Raw genomic sequence first — 1,191 nt, 5'->3', positions numbered from 1 at the left:
CCAGCCGGGCGGTCGGCTCGTCGAGCAGCACCACCGGGGCGTCCCGGAGGAACGCGCGGGCCAGCGCGACCCGCTGCCGCTGCCCGCTGGAGAGGCCGTGGCCACGCTCGCCGAGCACGGTGGCCAGCCCGTCGGGCAGCCCGGCGACCACGTCGTCCAGCGCGGCGTCCGCGACGGCGGCGGCGAGCGCGGCGTCCGGGGTGTCGGGGGCGCCGAGCCGGATGTTGTCGGCCAGCGAGGCGGCGAAGAGGTGCGCCCGCTGCGGCACCCAGGCCACCTGGGCGCGCCAGGCGTCCGGGTCGGCCCCGGCCAGGTCGACCCCGTCGACGGTGACCCGACCGGCCGTCGGGGTGACGAAGCCGAGCAGCAGGTGCAGCAGGGTGCTCTTGCCGGCGCCGCTCGGCCCGATGATCGCGATCCGCTCGCCCGGCCGGATGGTCAGCGTCACGTCCCGCAGCGCGGTGGTCCGCTCGTACTCGACGGTCACCGCCTCGAACCGGATCTCGCCGCGCCCGTCGGGTGCCGGCGCGTGCGTGCCGCCCGCGGCGGGGGTGGGGGCGGTGGCGGAGAGGGTGAGCGCCTCGTCCAGCGCGGTCAGCCCCTCCATGCTGGCGTGGAAGCGGCTGCCCGCCGTGCGCAGCGGCAGGTACGCCTCCGGGGTGAGCAGCAGCACCAGCAGCGCGGTCTGCAGGGTCAGCCCGCCGCCGAGCAGCCGCACGCCGACCGGCACCGCGACCAGCGCCACCGACAGGGTGGCCACCAGCTCCAGCACCAGGGCGGAGAGGAAGGCGATCCGCAGCGTCTTCATGGTGGCGACCCGGTGCCCGTCGGCCATCCGGCGCACGACGTCGGTCTGTGCCAGGGCCCGGCCGAAGGCGCGCAGCGTGGGCAGCCCGGCCACCATGTCGAGGAAGTGGCCGCCGAGCAGGGAGAGCCGGCGCCACTGGCGTTCGGTCGCGGCCTGGGCCTGCCAGCCGAGCAGCGCGCCGAAGACGGGGATCAGTGGCAGGGTGAGCGCGATGATCAGCGCCGAGCTCCAGTCGGCGAAGAGGATCCGGGCCAGCACGGCGAGCGGCACGGTGACGCTGAGCACGAGCTGGGGCAGGTAGCCGGTGAAGTAGGCGTCCAGGGCGTCCAGCCCGCGCCCGGCGAGGGTGGCGAGCTGCCCGGCCCGCTGGCCGGCCACCCAGC

Annotated in this window: 1 protein-coding gene; it reads right to left on the bottom strand. The window is 76.7% G+C overall.

The genetic code is table 11. The features are described 5' to 3' along the window. The coding region (gene cydD / locus NCC78_RS31790) for a thiol reductant ABC exporter subunit CydD (RefSeq protein WP_250799150.1) at positions 1–1,191 on the bottom strand (1,191 nt) is incomplete at both ends.

This window comes from Micromonospora phytophila (assembly GCF_023656545.1).
GTDB lineage: Bacteria > Actinomycetota > Actinomycetes > Mycobacteriales > Micromonosporaceae > Micromonospora > Micromonospora phytophila.
This window is presented reverse-complemented; position numbering and strand designations above follow the sequence as displayed.